This window comes from Gymnodinialimonas ulvae (assembly GCF_037543845.1).
Taxonomy (GTDB): domain Bacteria; phylum Pseudomonadota; class Alphaproteobacteria; order Rhodobacterales; family Rhodobacteraceae; genus Gymnodinialimonas; species Gymnodinialimonas ulvae.
Genome location: NZ_JBBIFX010000003.1, coordinates 200,211 through 217,715, shown reverse-complemented (window position 1 = coordinate 217,715; position 17,505 = coordinate 200,211). Strand labels below are relative to the sequence as shown.

General features: G+C 63.6%; 15 protein-coding genes. 11 read left to right on the top strand and 4 right to left on the bottom strand.

Features of this window, described 5'->3' with window-relative positions; translation table 11 throughout:
- The first annotated feature begins 51 nt into the window (after nucleotides 1-51).
- The 4 genes from V8J83_RS14920 to V8J83_RS14905 are packed head-to-tail and all read left to right on the top strand — an operon-like array spanning nucleotide 52 to nucleotide 6,780.
- Entirely contained in the window at nucleotides 52-1,071 is a 1,020-nt protein-coding gene (locus tag V8J83_RS14920; RefSeq protein WP_339987228.1) for an AAA family ATPase, read from the top strand.
- Nucleotides 1,068-1,955 (top strand): DUF58 domain-containing protein, encoded by an 888-nt coding sequence (locus V8J83_RS14915; protein ID WP_339987227.1) that lies wholly within the window; start codon nucleotides 1,068-1,070, stop codon nucleotides 1,953-1,955. The genes V8J83_RS14920 and V8J83_RS14915 overlap by 4 nt, the downstream gene beginning before the upstream one ends.
- Nucleotides 1,952-4,711 carry a DUF4159 domain-containing protein gene (locus V8J83_RS14910; protein WP_339987226.1) on the top strand — a complete coding sequence of 920 codons (2,760 nt, stop codon included), beginning with the start codon at nucleotides 1,952-1,954 and terminating at the stop codon, nucleotides 4,709-4,711. The genes V8J83_RS14915 and V8J83_RS14910 overlap by 4 nt, the downstream gene beginning before the upstream one ends.
- A gap of 2 nt (nucleotides 4,712-4,713) precedes the next feature.
- Nucleotides 4,714-6,780, top strand: a complete 2,067-nt coding sequence (locus tag V8J83_RS14905) for a hypothetical protein (RefSeq protein ID WP_339987225.1) — start codon at nucleotides 4,714-4,716, stop codon at nucleotides 6,778-6,780.
- A gap of 55 nt (nucleotides 6,781-6,835) precedes the next feature.
- Here the strand turns inward: V8J83_RS14905 and V8J83_RS14900 are convergent, their stop codons facing one another.
- Both V8J83_RS14900 and V8J83_RS14895 read right to left on the bottom strand, forming a co-directional pair.
- Nucleotides 6,836-7,186, bottom strand: a complete 351-nt coding sequence (locus V8J83_RS14900; protein ID WP_339987224.1) for a hypothetical protein — start codon at nucleotides 7,184-7,186, stop codon at nucleotides 6,836-6,838.
- A 94-nt stretch (nucleotides 7,187-7,280) separates the two neighbouring features.
- Complete coding sequence (locus V8J83_RS14895; RefSeq protein WP_339987223.1) at nucleotides 7,281-7,694, bottom strand: CopD family protein; 414 nt, start codon at nucleotides 7,692-7,694, stop codon at nucleotides 7,281-7,283.
- Between the two features lie 126 nt (nucleotides 7,695-7,820).
- On the opposite strand from V8J83_RS14895, the gene V8J83_RS14890 reads away from it, so the two are divergent.
- The 5 genes from V8J83_RS14890 to V8J83_RS14870 all read left to right on the top strand — a co-directional run bounded on the left by V8J83_RS14890 (nucleotide 7,821) and on the right by V8J83_RS14870 (nucleotide 13,356).
- The gene (locus V8J83_RS14890) at nucleotides 7,821-9,266 is read left to right on the top strand and encodes an FAD-linked oxidase C-terminal domain-containing protein (protein WP_339987222.1); all 1,446 of its coding nucleotides are present in this window, start codon (nucleotides 7,821-7,823) and stop codon (nucleotides 9,264-9,266) included.
- Nucleotides 9,267-9,345: 79 nt separating this feature from the next.
- Nucleotides 9,346-10,482: an FAD-binding protein gene (locus tag V8J83_RS14885; protein WP_339987687.1), complete on the top strand. Its 1,137-nt coding sequence runs from the start codon at nucleotides 9,346-9,348 to the stop codon at nucleotides 10,480-10,482.
- Nucleotides 10,483-10,486: 4 nt separating this feature from the next.
- On the top strand, nucleotides 10,487-11,815 hold the full coding sequence (glcF, locus tag V8J83_RS14880; RefSeq protein WP_339987221.1) for a glycolate oxidase subunit GlcF: 1,329 nt from the start codon (nucleotides 10,487-10,489) through the stop codon (nucleotides 11,813-11,815).
- Between the two features lie 74 nt (nucleotides 11,816-11,889).
- Nucleotides 11,890-12,738: a trypsin-like serine peptidase gene (locus V8J83_RS14875; RefSeq protein WP_339987220.1), complete on the top strand. Its 849-nt coding sequence runs from the start codon at nucleotides 11,890-11,892 to the stop codon at nucleotides 12,736-12,738.
- A 144-nt stretch (nucleotides 12,739-12,882) separates the two neighbouring features.
- Nucleotides 12,883-13,356 (top strand): Hsp20 family protein, encoded by a 474-nt coding sequence (locus tag V8J83_RS14870; RefSeq protein ID WP_339987219.1) that lies wholly within the window; start codon nucleotides 12,883-12,885, stop codon nucleotides 13,354-13,356.
- Between the two features lie 54 nt (nucleotides 13,357-13,410).
- Here V8J83_RS14870 and V8J83_RS14865 read toward each other — a convergent pair whose 3' ends face one another.
- Nucleotides 13,411-14,247 carry a Hint domain-containing protein gene (locus V8J83_RS14865; protein WP_339987218.1) on the bottom strand — a complete coding sequence of 279 codons (837 nt, stop codon included), beginning with the start codon at nucleotides 14,245-14,247 and terminating at the stop codon, nucleotides 13,411-13,413.
- 98 nt (nucleotides 14,248-14,345) lie between these two features.
- Complete coding sequence (locus tag V8J83_RS14860) at nucleotides 14,346-15,224, bottom strand: hypothetical protein (RefSeq protein ID WP_339987217.1); 879 nt, start codon at nucleotides 15,222-15,224, stop codon at nucleotides 14,346-14,348.
- A 144-nt stretch (nucleotides 15,225-15,368) separates the two neighbouring features.
- Between V8J83_RS14860 and miaB the strand changes: the two genes are divergently transcribed.
- Together miaB and V8J83_RS14850 are read left to right on the top strand one after the other, a co-directional pair.
- Entirely contained in the window at nucleotides 15,369-16,685 is a 1,317-nt protein-coding gene (gene miaB, locus V8J83_RS14855; RefSeq protein WP_339987215.1) for a tRNA (N6-isopentenyl adenosine(37)-C2)-methylthiotransferase MiaB, read from the top strand.
- A gap of 232 nt (nucleotides 16,686-16,917) precedes the next feature.
- Entirely contained in the window at nucleotides 16,918-17,493 is a 576-nt protein-coding gene (locus V8J83_RS14850; protein WP_339987214.1) for an OmpA family protein, read from the top strand.
- Nucleotides 17,494-17,505 lie beyond the last annotated feature (12 nt).

Sequence of the window (17,505 nt, the reverse complement as noted above, 5' to 3'; positions counted from 1 at the left end):
ATAGGTCTCTACCTAGTGAGTGTATATCTAACGTCTCAGCGGAGCATTGCCATGACCCCCCCTGAACTTCCCGGCCCGCAACTTGTCGCCGACATCGAGGCCCTGGGGGCCAAACTGGGCGATGCGAAGGCCTCAATCGGGCAACGCATCATCGGTCAGGAAAGCGTGGTGGAGCTGTCTCTGGCGGCGATGCTGTCGGGTGGGCATGCGTTGTTGATGGGTTTGCCGGGCCTCGGCAAAACGCTTCTGGTCGATACCCTGTCGACGGTCATGGGCCTGTCGGCGAACCGTGTGCAGTTCACGCCCGACTTGATGCCGGCCGATATTCTGGGGTCGGAAGTGTTGGAAACCGCCGACGACGGGTCGCGCAATTTCCGCTTTCTCGAAGGGCCGATCTTCTGTCAGCTCTTGATGGCTGACGAGATCAACCGCGCCTCGCCACGGACGCAATCGGCTCTGCTGCAGGCCATGCAGGAGCGCGAGGTGACCATCGCCGGTGAGCACCGTCCCTTGCCCGCGCCGTTCCACGTCTTGGCGACACAGAACCCGATCGAACAGGAAGGCACGTATCCGCTGCCCGAAGCGCAGCTTGACCGCTTCCTTGTGAAGATCGACGTCCCCTATCCGGATCGCGCGACCGAGCGTGGCATTCTGATCGCCACGACCGGAACCGAAGAGGCCGTGTCGCGCGAAGTGTTCAGCGCCATTGAGTTGATCAAGGCGCAGCAGGTCGTCCGCCAAATGCCGGTCGGCGAGGCGGTCGTCGAATTGATCCTCGATCTGGTCCGTGCGTGCCGCCCGCACGAGGCGGACGCGCCCGATGTGGTGAAAAATTCCGTCGCTTGGGGCCCCGGCCCGCGCGCGGCGCAGGCACTCATGCTCACATCGCGCGCGCGCGCGTTGCTTGACGGGCGCCTGTCGCCCTCGGCGGATGATGTCGCGGCGCTGGCCCGCCCGGTGCTCAGCCACCGCATGGCGCTGACGTTTGCGGCGCGCGCAGAGGGCGCCGTGTTGGAGCAGGTGATCGACGAAGTCACCGCGCGCACAACCCGGGTCGAGGCCGCCGCTTGAACGAATTTTCCCTGCATACGCCCGATACGCTCAGATCGCGCTCGGAGGCGGTGGCCGCCTCTTTGCCTGCGCTTTTGGCGGATGCGCAGCATCTGTCGGCCTCTGTTCTGCTGGGGGTACATGGCCGCAAGCGGGCGGGCACGGGCGATGAATTCTGGCAATACCGCCCGGCTGAAGCCGGCGATAGCTACCGTGCGATTGATTGGCGGCGGTCTGCGCGCTCCGATGGTCATTTCCTGCGGCAAACCGAATGGCAGGCGGCGCAGGCTGTCATGATCGGGGTCGATGACGCCGCCTCCATGACCTATTCGGGTGCGAAGACACGCCCCTCCAAACTGCGCCGGGCGCAGACGCTTGCCATGGCCTTGGCCGTGATCGCCGTCCGCGGCGGGGAAAGGGTGGGGCTGACGCATTTGGCGGAACCGCCACGCAGCGGACAGGCTCAGCTGATGCGCATGGCGGCGGCGCTGATGGATGGCGAGGACCGCCCCGAATACGGCGCGCCGAAGCCACAGATGATGCCCAATGGCGCGCGCGCCGTGTTCTTCAGCGATTTTCTGGGTGAACCCGAAGCCATCGAAACCGTCCTGGGCCGGGCCGCGGATCGGGGTGTGAAGGGCGCGCTGGTCATGGTTCTGGATCCGGATGAAGAGGCGTTTCCCTTCGACGGGCGCACGTTGTTTGAATCGATGTCCGGTGCGATCCGGTTCGAAACGCTTAAGGCTAAATCGCTGCGGGAGGACTATCTTGAGCGGCTCGCGGCTCGAAAGGATGCCTTGCGCATGATGGCGCGGCGCACCGGCTGGCAGTTCCACGTGCACCATACCGATGGCCCGGCAGAACCGGCGCTGCTGTGGCTTTATCAGGTGTTGGAGCGGCAATGATCGGACCTCTCGCCTTTGCTACTCCGCTTTTGTTGCTGGCGCTTGTGGCGTTGCCGGTGCTGTGGTGGTTGCTGCGGGCCGTGCCGCCTGCGCCGATCCGGCGACGTTTTCCCGGCATCGCGTTGTTGCTGGGTCTCAAGGACGACGAAAGTCAGACGGACAAGACACCGTGGTGGCTTCTGTTGCTGCGGATGCTGGCTGTTGCGGCGGCCATCATCGGGTTCGCCGGTCCGGTTCTGAACCCGCAGGAAGAGCGTGTCGCGGGCGACGGCCCGTTGTTGATCGTGCTGGACAGCTCTTGGGCTTCGGCGCGGGATTGGCCTTTGCGGCTGGATCGTGCAGGCCTGCTGCTCGACGATGCCGGGCGGCAGGGACGCGAGGTTGCCGTGGTGCAATTGACCGATTTGCCAAGCGGCGCGGTCTCGTTTCAAACGGCGGGCGCCTGGGCGCCGCGTGTGCCGACACTGCAGCCGGCCCCCTATGCGCCTGACATGGCGGCGGCGGCGGAATGGGTCGTAGGCATCGACGTACCGGCAGAAGTGTTCTGGTTCTCCGACGGCGTGGCCCATGAGGGGCGCGATGACCTTACGGCCGCGTTTGAAACCCTTGGGCCCGTTTCGGTGTTCCAAGGCGACCGCGACCTGATCGCCTTGGCCCCGCCCCGGTTCGAGGATGGCGTGATCCGCGGCGACCTTTTGCGGGTCGGCAGCGATACGCCAAGGGATGTGCCGGTGGTGGCCTATGGGCTCGATCCATCCGGCCTGCCGCGTGACCTGGCGCGCGCAACGGCGACGTTCGAGGCAGGGGCGATGGTCGCCCCGGTTGAGTTCGACTTGCCGCCCGAATTGCGCAACCGGCTGACCCGGTTCGAGTTGAACGGCGAGCGTCACGCCGGGGCCATCGCGCTGACCGACGACGCGCTGCAACGCAGGCAGGTCGCGCTGATCTCCGGCGGGGCCGAGGATGAACAACAGGCGCTCCTGTCACCGCTGCATTACCTGCGCGAGGCGCTTGATCCGACGGCGGACCTGATGGAAGGGGCGTTGTCTGATATTCTGGTGGCCTCACCCGATGTGATCATGCTGGCCGATGTCGCCACCTTCGCGCCAGAGGAAGAGGCCGCTCTTGTCGAATGGGTCGAGGCCGGTGGCCTTCTGGTGCGGTTCGCGGGGACTCGTATGGCGGGCTCTGACGTGGCGCGGGATGAAGCCGGGCCGTTGATGCCCGTCCGCCTGCGCATTGGTGGCCGCACCGTTGGCGGTGCCATGTCTTGGGGCGAGCCGAAGGAACTCGAACCTTTCACCGAAGGCTCCCCCTTTTTCGGCCTGACGATCCCCGATGATGTGCAGGTCACAAGCCAAGTCGTCGCACAGCCCGACCCCACCTTGTCCGACCGCACAATCGCCAGCCTGACTGACGGTACCCCGCTTGTGACCCGCGCGCCCTTGGGGCAGGGCAGCGTCGTGTTGTTCCATGTCACGGCCAATGCGGAATGGTCCAGCCTGCCTTTGTCGGGCCTGTTTGTGCAGATGCTGGAACGCCTTGCCGTCTCCACGCGCCCCGTCGCGCCCGAGGCCGAGGATCTGGAAGGCACCGTGTGGATCCCGGAAGAGGTTCTCGACGGCTTCGGCGTGCTGCGCGATGCGGGGACGCGGCCTGGTGTTCTGGGTGAGGAATTGGCCGACGCGCCCCTCTCAGCGGCGCTTTTGCCGGGCCTCTACGCGGGCGAAGATCGCCGGCTTGCTCGCAATGTTCTGGCACAGGATGCCACGCTGGTGGCCGCCGGTTGGCCCAATGATATCCCGGTGGAAGGCATGGTGGTGATCGAACCCACGGACCTGATGTCCGCCTTCCTGACCGGGGCGCTGGCCTTGCTTCTGATCGATGCGATAGCGGCGCTTTGGCTGGCGGGTCGGCTGGGTGGCCTGACCCGTGCGGCGGCGCTTTTGGTGGCCTTGAGCCTGCCACAGGGGGCCGATGCGCAGAGCCTGACCGTGGAAGAGGAACTGGCCCTGCTGGCGACGTCCGAGGCAACGCTGGCCTATGTGCTGACCGGTGATACAGAGGTCGACGAGACTGCGCGCGCCGGGCTTCAGGGCCTGTCCAACACGCTTTACCAACGCACCAGCGTCGAGCCCGCGCCGCCAATCGGGATCGATTTGGAGCTGGATGAACTGGCCTTCTTTCCGATGATCTATTGGCCGATCACCCCGGATCAGGATATCCCATCCGCGGCTGCGTACCGCCGTCTGAACGATTACTTGCGCGGCGGTGGCATGATCGTGTTCGACACGCGCGATGCCCATGTGGGCCGCTTCGGGTCCGGCACGCCGGAAGGGCGCAGGCTTCAGGTGATCGCCGCGCCGCTCGACATTCCGCCGCTTGAGCCGATCCCCGAAGATCACGTCCTGACGCGCACGTTCTACCTGTTGCAGGATTTCCCGGGTCGCCACCTGAGCCGCGATGTCTGGGTCGAGGCCGCGCCTGCCGATGCCGAACAGATCGAGGGGATGCCGTTTCGCAACCTCAATGACGGCGTGACGCCGGTGCTGATTGGCGGCAACGATTGGGCCGCCGCGTGGGCGCAGGACGCCAGTGGTCGCGCGATGTTCCCGGTGGGCCGTGGGCAGACTGGTGAACGGCAACGCGAAATCGCGCTGCGCTTTGGTGTGAACCTCGTGATGCACGTGCTGAGCGGAAATTACAAAAGCGATCAGGTGCACGTGCCCGCGCTTCTGGATCGGTTGGGGCAGTAATCATGGCAAACCAGATCCTTTTCGATCCGTTGCTGGCTTGGCCGGTGATCTACATGCTGGCCGCCGCCGTGGTCCTGATCGTCGCGCTGGCGATTTGGCGTGGCCTGTCGGGATGGTTCTATCGGCTTCTGGCCGGTGTCGCGCTGTTGGCGGCGTTGGTGAACCCGTCGTTGCAAAACGAAGACCGGGACCCGCTGACCGATATCGTCCTGGTCGTTGTCGATGAAAGCGCCTCGCAGCGTATTTCGGACCGGCCCGTGCAAACGGCCGAGGCGCTGGAAACGCTGGAGGCCGAGATTGCCGACCTTGGCATGGAGGCCAGGATCGCGCGTGTCGACGATGCCGAAGACAACGCAGGCACGCTTTTGATGGGCGAGCTGCAACGGATGATGGCGGAAGAGCCGCGCGCGCGCATTGCCGGGGCGGTTCTGGTCACCGATGGGCGGCTGCATGATCCGCAACTTGTGCCGGAAATGCCCGCGCCGATCCATGCGTTGATCACAGGGCGCGAGGGTGATTGGGACCGCCGCCTTGTGATTGAGACCGCGCCCGCCTTCGGGATCATTGGCGAAGAACTGAACCTGACCTTGCGTCTGGAAGATCAGGGCGCGGTCCCCGAAGGCCTTGAGGGGCGGTCAGAGATCATCATCTCGGTCGATGGCGGCGATCCCCAAAGCTACGTGGTGCCGGTTGGCGAAAGCCTTGATCTGCCGCTGACGCTGGAACACGCCGGGCAGAACGTCATCCAATTCACGGTGCCGGGGGCCGAGGGCGAATTGACCACGCGCAACAACGCCGCCGTCGTGCAGATCAACGGTATCCGCGACCGGCTTCGCGTGCTCCTGGTCAGCGGCGAGCCGCATCCCGGGCAGCGCACGTGGCGCAACCTCTTGAAGTCGGATCCGTCGGTCGATCTGGTGCATTTCACCATCCTTCGCCCGCCCGACCGGCAAGACGGCGTCCCGGTCAGTGAGCTGTCCCTGATCGCGTTCCCGACGCGGGAATTGTTCATGGAAGCCGTCGATGAATTCGACCTGATCATTTTCGACCGCTACCAGCGGCGCGGCATTCTGCCGATGCTCTACCTCGATAACATTCGCCGCTATGTCGAGGATGGTGGGGCATTGTTGCTGGCGGCGGGGCCGGATTTTGCGGGCGCATCATCGTTGTTTCGCACGCCCTTGGCCGATATCTTGCCAGGTCGCCCGACCGCGCGCGTGCTGGAAGAGCCGTTTTTGCCAACCATCAGCGCGCTGGGTGAGCGCCATCCCGTCACGACCGGCCTGGAGATGGAGCACACGCCGTTACCGACCAGTGATGACCCCTGGGGCCGTTGGTTCCGCCAGATCGAACTGACTGAACAGGGCGGGCAAACCGTGATGCAAGGCGCAAATGATGCGCCGCTTCTGATGCTCAACCGGGTCGGCGAGGGGCGCGTGGCGCTCCTGGCCTCGGACCATGCGTGGCTGTGGGATCGCGGCTATGAAGGCGGCGGGCCGCAGTTGGAACTGCTGCGCCGCCTGGCCCATTGGATGATGGGCGAGCCGGATCTTGAGGAAGAGGCACTCCGGGCCGATGTCGATGGTCAGACGATCCTGATCACGCGACGCACCTTGGCCGAAAGCGTGGGCGCCGTGACCATCACGATGCCCGATGGCGAAGAGATCGAAGTGCCGCTGCAAGAGACGGCGCCGGGCGCATTTACCGCCGAAATAGAAGGGGTTGAGCAGGGGCTTTATCGGTTGGTGGAAGGGGATTTGGAGCGTGTGATCGCTTTGGGGCCCGCCGCGCCGCGGGAATTCGAGGTGACGATTGCGGGCGCGGGGCAGCTTGATCCGTTGGTCGAGGCGACCGGCGGGCAATCCTTCCGCCTGGAAGACGGCTTGCCGGATCTGCGCCGGGTCAGCGAGGGCCGGGTGGCCCATGGACGCGGCTGGATGGGGCTGACGACGCGGGAGGCTTATGTGACCACCGATGTCACCGTGACGCCGCTTGTGTCGGCGTGGTTGTTCCTGTTGATCGCGGCGGGTCTGATGCTCGCCGGTTGGCTGCGCGAAGGGCGCCAGTAGGCGACGCACAGCCCATTTAGGTTCGAAAAACCCAACAAAAGCAGAGCGTTTGTGCTTATTGCGGAAGGGTGTATGCCCGCGTGCCCTCGGCCCATCCATCCACATTCGTGCGGGCACGGATGAAGACCTCGGCGGTGCCGTCAGGGATCACCACACCGGAGGTCGAGCGGGTGAAGGGCTGCTCCTCGACATGGGGGTGGGCGAGGGGGCGCTCACCAACAATCGTGCCGTCCGCAAGCTCTACCCGCCAGCCGTCGGCATAGTCATCCCAACCGGTATCGGCATGGGCAACCGTCACGGAAAAGCGCCATCCGTCGCCGCCTAGTGTGGCCTCGACCCCAACGATTTCAGCAGGGTCGGCATGGGCGGGAAAGGCGAAAAGCAGGAGAATTATTCTGTAGTTCATTTGTAGTTTTTACGTAACTCATCGCGCCATGACACATCACATGGCCGCGAGGCGGAAAATCGGCGGCACCGCGCGGGTCCGGTCCGCAACACGCCTAACTCCAGGGTTTGTAGACGACGAGGATCAGGACGCCGATGGCGCCGAGAACGCTGATCTCATTATAGACCCTGAGCCAGCGGTCGCTTTCGGTGAAGATCCCCTTGCGCGCGCGCAGAACAAGCCGACCCGTCCATCCGTAATGCGCCGCCAGCGCGATCACGACGGCGATTTTCGCATGGCTCCAGGTGGGCCATCCCCACAGATGCGCGAGGTAGAGCCCGGAGAGAATCGCGATCACGCCAAGCCCGAGGGAAAAGCGGTAAATCCGGATCGTCAGATCGCCTGTCGGCCCAAAGCTGCCGGAGGCCGCGTATTCGCGTTTCCAGAAAATGATGGCGCGCGGGGCGGCGAAGATGCCGGTCATCCACCCCAAAACGCACAACAGATGCAGCACCTTGACCCATTCCATGGACAGGCTTTTGGGGCGAAACTATCGCAACCGCAAGTTGTGACGCAGTGCGGCGCGGAATTCCTTTGCCATATCGCCAGATTGGTTATATATTTTTACCAATTCCAACCAAAGTGGAGCCCGACCATGGAAATGCCCCAGCCAGACGCCAGCGTCATCGCCCGCAAGGCACGGATCGTGGAACGGCTTCAGAAGGTCATGCCCAAGACCGCCGTGATCCATGATCCGGCCGAGACGCTGGCCTATGAATGCGACGCGCTGACCGCGTATAAATGCCCGCCGCTGGCCGCGATCCTGCCTGCCAATACCGAAGAGGTCGCCGCCGCGCTCAAGATCTGCCACGAGGAAGGCGTGCCGGTTGTGCCGCGCGGGTCGGGTACATCGCTGGCCGGGGGGGCTTTGCCGACGGCGGATTCGGTCATTCTGGGCGTGGCTCGGATGAACCGCGTGCTCGATACCGATTACGACAACCGCATCATCCGGGTGCAGACCGGGCGCACGAACCTGAGCGTGACCGGGGCCGTTGAGGCGGAAGATTTCTTCTATGCGCCGGACCCGTCAAGCCAGCTGGCCTGCGCGATTGCGGGCAATATTGCGATGAATTCCGGCGGGGCGCATTGCCTGAAATACGGGGTGACGACCAATAACCTTCTGGGTGTGACCATGGTCACGATGGAAGGTGAAGTCATCGAGATCGGCGGCGCGCATCTGGATTCGGGGGGCTATGATTTGCTTGGCCTGATCTGTGGATCGGAGGGGCAATTGGGCGTCGTGACCGAAGCCACCCTGCGCATCCTGCGCAAGCCCGAAGGCGCGCGGCCCGTCCTGATCGCGTTCGATTCAAACGAAGTTGCGGGCGCCTGCGTCAGCGACATCATCAAGGCGGGCGTCTTGCCGGTCGCGATCGAGTTCATGGACCGCCCGATCCTTGAAATCACCGAAAAACACGCAAAAGCCGGTTATCCGGATTGTGAAGCGCTTTTGATCGTTGAGGTCGAAGGCAGCGAAGCCGAGATCGACGCGCAGCTTGGCCTGATCAAGCAGATTGCGCGGTCGCATAATCCTGTGGACCTGCGCGAGGCGGAAACCGCCGAGGAGGCCGGGCGCATCTGGCTTGGCCGCAAAAGCGCGTTCGGCGCGGTCGGGCAGGTGGCCGATTACATGTGCCTCGACGGGACGATCCCGGTCAGCGAATTGCCAAGGGTTCTCAAGGGTATCAAGGAGATCAGTGCGAAATATGGCCTCAACGTCGGCAACGTGTTCCATGCGGGGGATGGCAATATGCATCCGCTGATCATGTTCGATGCCAACAAGCCCGGTGATCTGGAACTGTGCGAGGCCTGTGGTGCGGATATCCTGCGGCTGTGCGTCGAAGTGGGCGGGTGTTTGACTGGCGAACATGGCGTGGGCATCGAAAAGCGCGACCTGATGGGGGCGCAATTCACGGCGGCGGATATGGAGGCGCAGATGCGGGTGAAGGATGTGTTCGATCCCGCATGGCTTTTGAATCCGGCCAAGGTTTTCCCGTTGGAAACGTCGCGCGCGCGCAGGGAAAACGAGGTCGCCGCCTGAGTTCGGCGAGGTATGCGCGGGGGCGTTCCCACGCGCGCGCCCAACAAATTTTTCGGAACAAAGAGGGATGGGCGCGATGTTGAGCCCCGCGAATGAGGCCGAATTGGCCGCGATGGTGGCCGATGCCACGGACCCGCTGCGGATTGTCGGCGGTGGCACGCGCGCGATTGGTGCGCCTGCACCGGGCGAGGTCGTGTCGCTGGCGGCGATGTCGGGGATCGAATTGTACGAGCCGGGGGCGTTGACGCTTCTGGCGCGTGCGGGCACGCCGCTGGCCGAGATCGAGGCGCTTTTGGAGAGCGAAGGGCAGATGCTGCCGTTCGAGCCGCCGCATATGGGCGGCCTTCTGGGGCGCGACGGGACGTCGACCCTTGGCGGTGTGGTCGCAACCAATGCGGCCGGCCCCCGCAGGCTACAGGCCGGGGCCTGCCGTGATGCGTTGATCGGGGTGCGGTTCGTGGACGGCTCCGGCACGATTGTGAAGAACGGCGGGCGCGTGATGAAGAACGTGACCGGCTATGATCTGGTCAAGTTGATGGCCGGCTCATGGGGCACATTGGGTGTATTGAGCGAGGTCGCGTTCCGCGTTTTGCCGAAGTTGAACGGCGCCACCTTGGCGGTGCAGTCGGCGGGTCCGTCCGAGGCCGTGGACATCATGACCAAGGCGATGACCTCGCCCTTTGACGTGAACGGCGCGGGCTTCGTGCCGGGCGAAGCGGTCTATATCCGCGTCGAAGGGTTGGAGGCGTCGGTCGCCTACCGCGTTGGGCAATTGCGCGACCTGATCGGGGGCGAGATCGACGTGATCGACGATCCGGTGGCCTCGGCCAAGCTGTGGCAACGGCTGCGCGATGTGACGGATTTCGCCGAAGGCTCGGCCGCGGTGTGGCGTGTTTCGATGAAGGCGACGGACCTGTTGGAGCAGATCGAAGCGCTTGAGGGCGCGGAATATCGGCTGGATTGGGCCGGTGGGCTGGCATGGGTGCGAATGGTCGACGGCGCGGCAGAGGCCGATGTCGTGGCACTCCATCAGGCGTTGCAGGCGGCGTGCCTTGCAAAGGGCGGGCACGCCACGTTGATGCGCGCGCGCGATGCGGTGCTTGGCCAAGTGCCCGCGTTTCAACCCGAAGCGCCCGGTGTGGCGCGTCTTTCGGCGGGACTGCGTCAGAAATTCGATCCGCGCGGCGTGCTGAACGCCGGTCTTATGGGAGCTTGAGGCGATGCAAACGACGTTCACACCCGAGCAACTCAAGGATACCGCGACCGCGCGGTCGAACGAGATCCTGCGGACCTGCGTGCATTGCGGGTTCTGCACGGCGACCTGCCCCACCTATCAGGTGTTGGGCGATGAACTCGACAGCCCGCGGGGTCGGATCTACCTGATCAAGGATATGCTCGAAAGCGGTCGTCCGGCGGATGAAAAGACGGTCAAGCATATCGACCGCTGCCTGTCGTGCCTGGCGTGTATGACGACGTGCCCGTCGGGGGTGCATTACATGCATCTTGTGGATCACGCGCGCGAATACATCGAACAGACCTACAAACGCCCCCGTTTCGAGCGGGTGCTGCGCTGGACGCTGGCGCAGATCCTGCCTTATCCGACGCGCTTCCGGCTGGCGCTTCTGGGGGCCAAGCTGGGGCGTCCGTTTGCATGGATGATGCCCGATGCGCGTCTCAGGGCGATGTTGGAAATGGCGCCGAAACACATCCCGCCGGTCAGCCGCAATGACGATCCGCAGGTCTTCAAAGTGCCGCAGAAGAAGATGCGCGTGGCCTTGATGACGGGCTGTGCGCAGAAGGCGCTGAACACTGATATCAATGATGCCACGATCCGGATACTGACCCGTCTGGGCGCCGAAGTTGTGGTGGCCGAAGGCGCGGGATGCTGCGGGGCGCTGACCCATCATATGGGCAAGACGTCGGAAAGCCATGCGACGGCTGCCAGGAATATCCGGGCCTGGGCGGCGGAGATGAAGGGCGACGGGCTCGATGCGATTGTGATCAACACGTCGGGCTGCGGCACGACCGTCAAGGATTATGGCCACATGTTCCGCGAGGATGACGCGCTGGCCGAGGATGCGGCGGCGGTGGCAGGCCTGGCCAAGGACGTGTCGGAAGTTCTGATGGATCTTCTGCCCCAGGACGCGGTGGCGCAAAGCGGCGATGGGGTGCGTGTGGCCTATCACGCGGCCTGTTCGCTGCAACACGGGCAGCAGATCAAGACCTTCCCGAAGGATCTGCTCAAGCGTGCCGGGTTCAAGGTTGTGGAACCGGCGGATGCGCATCTGTGCTGTGGCTCGGCGGGGACATACAACCTGATGCAGCCCGAGATTTCAAAGCAGCTCAAGGCCCGCAAGGTCGAGACATTGGAGGCGACGCGCCCCGATATCATCGCGGCAGGCAACATCGGCTGCATGATGCAGATCGGGTCGGGCACCGAGGTGCCGATCGTGCACACGGTGGAGTTGTTGGACTGGGCGACGGGCGGCCCGCGCCCGGCCGCGCTGGACCGCGGACGCGTGGAACCGGCGGTGCCGATCTTGCGGTAAGCTTAACGCCAAGGCCATATTTTCGCCCCGGTCCGCTTCTATTCCCCGACGTGTCAGTCTGCCGGAGTGTGTTGATGCGCCGTATCCTTGCATTTGTGTTCGCCTGTTGTTGTGCCGCGCCGCTGTTGGCGCAGAGCCTGCCGCAGGTGCAGCCGGGGGATGGCGAAAATGGCCTGCGCGACATGTCCGGAGCAAACGAGGCGCGGCAATGGCGCGCTGTCGGGCGGCTCGACACCGGCGTGTCATTCTGTTCGGCCACGCTGATTGCGCCCGATCTTGTGCTGACGGCAGCGCATTGCGTGTTTCATCCGGAAACCCACGAAGCCTTGATGCCCGAGGATTTCACCTTTCTCGCGGGCCTGCGCAATGGTCGCGCAGAAGCGATCCGGCAGGTCCGGCGCGCGATGGTGCCGGCGGATTATGTGCATGAACGCGGCCCGGAGCTTGACATGATTGGTCGGGATCTTGCGCTGCTGCAGCTGCGCCAGCCGATCTCACCGACGACAATCACGCCGATCAGCGCCGCCGAGGGGCGTGCGCGCGACGGGCGTGTGACAGTGGTGTCCTACGGTCGGGATCGCGAAAACCGTGCCTCCATCGAGGAAGGGTGTGAAATTCTTGCGCGGCGCGGGCCGGTGCGGTCGCTGAACTGCTCGGTGGTGCAGGGGGCGTCCGGCTCTCCGGTGTTGCGGGTCAATCAAGGCCGGGCCGAGGTCATCGCCGTGATGTCGGCCAGCGGCCATGTCGATGGCGAAGATATCTCGCTTGCGGTGATGCTGGACGGGCAGATGTCGGATCTGCTTTCGCAGGCCCGTTTGGCGGGACCTGCGGCGACGTTTTCGACGTCAGGCGGGACGACGAGCTTCATTTCGCCGTCCAACGGCACGCGTGGCGACATGGGCGCGCGGTTCGTCCGACCGTAGCGCGGGGGGCTTGAAAGCCCAAAACACGTTTCCCACATTTCACCTGTCGGTGCCGCTGAGCGGGCCGGCATTCATCGCAAACGGGTCTGTGCCTGACAGCAGGGCAGCCCATAAACATCGTTGTCGCTCAATGGAGGATAACCCATGCGCACTTATGATTTTTCGCCGCTTTACCGTGCAACCGTTGGCTTTGACCGGGTCGCAGACATGCTTGACCGGGTCTTGACTCAGGACGCCGGTGGCACGACCTATCCGCCCTACAACATCGAAAAGACCGATGAACATGCGTATCGCATTTCGGTTGCGGTCGCTGGCTTTTCCGAGGCGGACCTGAGCGTGGAGCAGCGCGAGCATCAGCTTGTCGTTGCGGCGCGCAAGGACAAGGACGAAGACCAGCGGACGTACCTGCACCGGGGGATCGCCACGCGTGCGTTCGAGAAACGCTTCCAGCTGGCCGATCATGTCCGTGTGACGGGGGCCGTGGCCGAGAACGGAATGCTTCACATTGATCTTGTGCGCGAGGTGCCCGAAGCGCTCAAACCGCGCCGGATCGAGATCGGAGCTTCCGGTTCCAAGGCCATCGAGGCCGATGCAGTGACCGAGACGGCCGACGCCTGAGCGGTGGTTGAGTAAACGGTTCTGGGGCGGTCCGCTTGGGCCGCCCTTTTTCGTTCATCCGACCTTCAGCCGTCGTGGACGCACGCCCCTTTTTTCGACCCGGCGGGTGGCTTTCATACCCTTGCACCGGTCGAGCAGACGCTGCACCGCCGTGCTTTGCCGGTCGACGAAATCGGGCGTGATCAGCATGGATTCGACCCAACAGCCGGCGGCCTGAATGACCGAATGACGTTCCATCACCAGGCTGAGGTAATTGGCCTTCTTGCGACCGCGCATGGCACGGATGCCATTTTGGCCGACAAGGTCCACTGCGGGCACCAGCATTTCCGCGCCGTCACGCGTGAGCACCTGCAACACCCGATGCTGCGGCGAGGTGATAAGATCCTGGGATGGTTTGCCACTGCCGAGCGCGCCTGCGGGAATGAAGATCGGCTTGGCCGGATCGTCGCGGTCGTGGAACCGCATGCGTTCGAAGGTCACAATCCGGATGGCCTGCCAACCGTGATCCTTGGTCCATACGATATCATCGGGGCGGAGATATTCGATTGGGATATCGCCGCGTTCGGTTCGGATCGGTGTGCCTTCGTGAAGGCTGATCGGCCCGGCAGAATAGGCGAAATTCGCAGGGGTCAGGTGGGACCTTGGGTGTTTGGCCACCGTCAGCCGGTCCCCGCTGTCGAAGGTGATGGTCGTGTTCCCACCGCGTTCCAACATGCGTGACAAGACGTCGGGATAGCCCGAAATCTCGGCCATATCGAAGGCGATCACATCCGTGGCAGGGTCGAAGCAAGACAGGCGGTCGGACCCATGGCCATCGCGGATCACGATGGTCTGTGCGATGCGGTCTTTGGCGGGTGTGTGGTGGCCGTCTGATGTTTGGACGGGTAACATGCCATGATCCTTGGCGTTCCGGTTTCAACGCGTGGGATATGGACATGCCGGGCCATAAGGGCGGGTTAAGCACGATCGGCTATTTGCTTAGGATTTGATCAAAACCATTGACCCGGTTCCATCAGGCCGAGCTCCATCAATTGCATCGACGACCAATGGAATTGCGTGGATTTGTGCCAGCGGAAATCAGCGATGTCGTGGCGTGACCCGGGGTTGGTGCGCAGCGCCTTGGCGACCCGGAACGAACAGATCGACGCCGTCAGCGAATGGTGCCAAGGACAGGCGTAGGTGTTCATTTCCTCGTCGGTCAGGGTGTGGTCGCCGCGCAGCATGAGGCCCGGTTTGGCCTGAAACAGGCCCACACGGTCGATCTTGCGCTTGGGTTTTGCGACGTGTTCTTCGAACCGCCACCGCAGGCCCCCGAAGAAATTGAGCTGGCGTTCCATGACCTCTTCGCCGTCCTCGCCGCCTTTGCGGGTGTCGGCATAATAGCCCGAGCTGTCGAGCAGCGCCCCGTCGAGGTCGACTGCATTGGGATGTGCGGTCAAATCGCCAGCGTAGAGGTCAATCACATAGGTCAGGACGGCTTCGCGCCGTTCTTCCGTCACCCAGGTGACCAGCTCTCCGACACTGCGATCCTCGCAAAACGGAAAGAAGAGGTATTCGCCGTTGTAGCAATAGTGGATCCATGCGCCGGGCACCTTTGCGATCAGGGCATTGACCACATCCTCGGTCGCGCCGGGGCGACGGGAGGGATGGCGAATGACATGCTGCGTTGCCCTGGCCGATATCGCGCCCTCGGGCACGGTGATGTCGTCCGGTGCCACGATGAAGATGGCCTTGAAGCCGAGCGAATGCAGGTGGTCGAGCGAGCTTTCGAACTCTACCCGATCTTCAACGATCAGCACCGCGAAGGGGCCTTTGCCCAATGTCGATCCGGCAGTTGCCCGGAAAGCGTCGAGGGTTTTGAATTCCATTTCCCGCCTGCTCGTGGCTTGTTTTGTCCAAAATGCCCGCGAAGGCGCGGATTTGCAATTGAAGCATCGGTTGATGCACCGGCAGGGGCGGGATACACGGACGCGGTTGAGATTTCCCTTACCGGCGTGAAGGTGGCCCTTGCCATGACCAAGAAGCTTTTCGTCAAGACCTATGGTTGTCAGATGAATGTCTATGACAGCGAGCGTATGGCCGAAGCCCTCGGCGGCGAGGGCTATGAGCAGGTCGACAGCCCCGAAGGCGCGGATATGATCCTGCTCAACACCTGCCATATCCGCGAAAAGGCGGCGGAAAAGGTGTATTCGGAGCTTGGCCGGTTCCGTCCGTTGCGCGAAGCGAACCCCGATCTGAAAATCGGGGTGGCGGGCTGCGTGGCGCAGGCCGAGGGCGAAGAGATCATGCGCCGGCAACCGATGGTGGACCTTGTCGTGGGCCCGCAAACCTACCACCGCCTCCCGAAGATGGTGCAGGCGCTGGAGAATGGCGAAAAGGCGCTCGATACCGACTTTCCCGAAGAGGACAAGTTCGCGCATTTGCCGAAACTGCGCACGTCGCGCGGCCCGACCGCATTTCTGACGGTGCAGGAAGGCTGTGACAAGTTCTGCTCATTCTGCGTCGTGCCCTACACGCGTGGCGCGGAGGTGTCCCGGTCGGCGGAACGGCTGTTGGGCGAGGCCCGCGATCTGGTAGAGCGCGGCGTGCGTGAGATCACGCTTCTGGGGCAGAACGTGAATGCCTACCACGGCGCCGGTGCGGATGGCGCGGAATGGGGACTTGCGCGCCTGATCCGCGAGATGGCCGGGATCGACGGGTTGGAGCGGATCCGCTTCACCACCTCGCATCCCAATGACATGGATGACGACCTGATCGCGGCCCATGCCGATTGCGACAAGCTGATGCCCTATCTTCATCTTCCGGTGCAGGCGGGGTCCGACAAGATCCTGAAGGCGATGAACCGCAAGCACACCCGTGACGATTACATCCGCCTGATCGAACGGATCCGCGCGGTGCGGCCCGATCTGCATCTGTCGGGCGATTTCATCGTGGGCTTTCCCGGCGAGACCGAGGCGGATTTTGAGCAGACCCTCGATCTGGTGCGGCAGGTTGGATACGGCACCGCCTATTCGTTCAAATACTCCGCCCGTCCCGGCACCCCGGCGATGGAGCGCGACGGTCAGGTGACGGATGCCGAGGCCAGCGACAGGTTGCAGCGTCTGCAGGGTCTTCTGGGCGAGCAACAGCGCGCCACGCAGGACGCGATGGTGGGCCGCCATGTGCGAGTCCTGTTCGAGAAGCCGGGGCGCGAACCGGGGCAGATGGTTGGCAAATCCGAATACCTCCATGCGGTGCATGTGGACGGTCCGGCGGAGCTGCGCGGGCAGATCGCGCCGGTGGAGATTGTCGAGAGCCGCACGAATTCCCTGCGCGGTCGGTTGATCTGAGCTGTCGCGCCCGTTTGTCGAGGTCAGGCAGCCAGGCGCCAGGGTGGCCTCCGGAGCTCTCTGCGCGAATATGCCTTCCAAAGGTCGGTTAAGGTGGTATCGTAGCCCGGTTACAGGCGGTTTTGATCACGGCCCTGCCAGGCCCTGGACGGACGGCTGCCACGGCAAGACAACCGACGAAAATCTGCGGCCGAAGGGTCGGACAGGTCGGATACAAAGGGGGGATGTAGGTGTGATCAATTCTCTGACACGCGCGCTTTCGGGTGCGATGGGTGCAACGGCGCTGGTTGCGGGGGCGTTTGTGTCCTTGGCGAGCCCGGCGGCGGCCCAGGATCAGGTCATCATAAGCGGAACGGTGCAGCCCGGCATATGGATTGATCCCGACGGGTGCATGCATTGGGTCGCGGATGGCGGGATCGAAGGGTACATGGAGGGGCGGGTGAACCCGGAAAACGGCATGCCCGTCTGCCTGGACGTGAACCCCTGCGGCGTGGCCAACACCGACACCATGTTCCAGACGGGAAGCGCACGTTTGACGGCGTCGGGTCGCGCGCATCTGCGGGAGTTTTTCCAAAGCGCCGGGGCCTTTGCCTATGCGATTTACGGCCATACCGACAGCCGCGCTTCGGACGAGTCGAACATGCGCCTGAGCGACCGACGCGCCGCTGCGGTGGCCAATGTGGCCCGCTCGGTCGGGGCCCGCGTCGCGCGCGAAATCGGCTATGGTGAACGTCGCCCGATCGCGCCCAACGACAGTGCCGCAAACATGCAGCGCAACCGTCGTGTCGAAATCGTCTGCTATCGCTGAGTGAAGGGAAAC

Excerpts from the sequence above, each read along its gene's own strand:
- V8J83_RS14920 (WP_339987228.1), top strand. The coding sequence starts at position 52 with ATGACCCCCCCTGAACTTCCCGGCCCGCAACTTGTCGCCGACATCGAG.
- miaB (WP_339987215.1), top strand. The coding sequence starts at position 15,369 with ATGACCAAGAAGCTTTTCGTCAAGACCTATGGTTGTCAGATGAATGTC.
- V8J83_RS14900 (WP_339987224.1), bottom strand. The coding sequence starts at position 7,186 with ATGAACTACAGAATAATTCTCCTGCTTTTCGCCTTTCCCGCCCATGCC.
- V8J83_RS14895 (WP_339987223.1), bottom strand. The coding sequence starts at position 7,694 with ATGGAATGGGTCAAGGTGCTGCATCTGTTGTGCGTTTTGGGGTGGATG.
- V8J83_RS14875 (WP_339987220.1), top strand. The coding sequence starts at position 11,890 with ATGCGCCGTATCCTTGCATTTGTGTTCGCCTGTTGTTGTGCCGCGCCG.
- V8J83_RS14870 (WP_339987219.1), top strand. The coding sequence starts at position 12,883 with ATGCGCACTTATGATTTTTCGCCGCTTTACCGTGCAACCGTTGGCTTT.
- V8J83_RS14890 (WP_339987222.1), top strand. The coding sequence starts at position 7,821 with ATGGAAATGCCCCAGCCAGACGCCAGCGTCATCGCCCGCAAGGCACGG.
- V8J83_RS14905 (WP_339987225.1), top strand. The coding sequence starts at position 4,714 with ATGGCAAACCAGATCCTTTTCGATCCGTTGCTGGCTTGGCCGGTGATC.
- V8J83_RS14860 (WP_339987217.1), bottom strand. The coding sequence starts at position 15,224 with ATGGAATTCAAAACCCTCGACGCTTTCCGGGCAACTGCCGGATCGACA.
- V8J83_RS14910 (WP_339987226.1), top strand. The coding sequence starts at position 1,952 with ATGATCGGACCTCTCGCCTTTGCTACTCCGCTTTTGTTGCTGGCGCTT.
- glcF (WP_339987221.1), top strand. The coding sequence starts at position 10,487 with ATGCAAACGACGTTCACACCCGAGCAACTCAAGGATACCGCGACCGCG.
- V8J83_RS14865 (WP_339987218.1), bottom strand. The coding sequence starts at position 14,247 with ATGTTACCCGTCCAAACATCAGACGGCCACCACACACCCGCCAAAGAC.